This window comes from Allobosea sp. P4_C6 (assembly GCF_056402015.1).
The window spans coordinates 1-904 of record NZ_JBFUIF010000289.1 but is presented as its reverse complement, the minus strand read 5'-3'; the positions used below and the strand labels follow the sequence as shown (position 1 = coordinate 904).

General features: G+C 59.0%; 2 protein-coding genes. One reads left to right on the top strand and one right to left on the bottom strand.

Annotation, left to right across the window (positions count from 1 at the left end; translation table 11 throughout):
- Positions 1-691 (top strand): glycosyltransferase (locus AC1DVA_RS28730; protein WP_476808179.1); only part of this gene is annotated, 691 nt, incomplete at its 5' end.
- A gap of 7 nt (positions 692-698) precedes the next feature.
- On the opposite strand, the gene AC1DVA_RS28725 is transcribed toward AC1DVA_RS28730, so the two are convergent.
- On the bottom strand, positions 699-904 hold a 206-nt coding region (locus AC1DVA_RS28725), incomplete at its 5' end, for a hypothetical protein (RefSeq protein ID WP_476808178.1).

Sequence of the window (904 nt, the reverse complement as noted above, 5' to 3'; positions counted from 1 at the left end):
GCGAACTACTGCTCGTCTGGACCGAGCTTCCCTCGGTCTTCGCGAAGGCGTATTCTATTTCTTGTTCACGTTCGACTACTTCTCGTTTCCGGCGCGGAAGAACCCGCTCGGCGTGCTGCGTGCCTTCCAGGCAGCTTTTCCGAAGGGCGATGAGCGGGTCGGAATCATAATCAAGTCAACTGGTTCGCAAAGTCAGTTTCGTGAAGTCAGGGAGGTCATTGCCAGCGCTGCGCGCCGTGATCCTCGTATCAATGTAATTGAGAAGAACATGACGCAACCGGAAGTTATGTCTCTGATAGCCGGCTGCGACTGTTATGTTTCGCTGCACCGCTCCGAAGGCTTCGGTCTTGGCATGGTGGAAGCAATGTTGAATGGCAGGCCTGTCATCGGAACTGACTTCTCGGGCAGCACCGATTTCCTCTCGCCCGAGACCGGTTACCCGGTGGCTTACGAGCTTCGCCCGGTGCGTCGTGGCGATTATGTCTACCCGGAAGGCCAGGAGTGGGCCGAGCCGGAAATGGCGTCAGCTGTGGCCGCGATGCGCGCGGTTCTGGCAGAGCCCGAATTTGCTGCAAATAGAGCTGCTGTGGGGCAAAGCTTCGTGCAAGATCRCTATAGCCGGAGCGCGGTTGGAAAGATCGTAGAGGCACGTCTTGCCGCCCTATTTCGCCAACTGGAAAGCGACAATTGAAAGCGCATTAGCAGGCTGTTGAAGAAGGCGCGGCTGGGCAGAGCGGTACCGGCAGCGTTCGGATGATTGATGGCGCTTGGTGAGCGCGATCAGCGTCGTTGGCCTCGGCCCGGGCGTCGCGCGGCTTCGATGATGATCGTTGCGGGGGCGTGTCGGTGATCTCGCTCATGCCGGTGTCGCCAACAGCTTCGGCAGGCGGACGAGGTTGTAGGC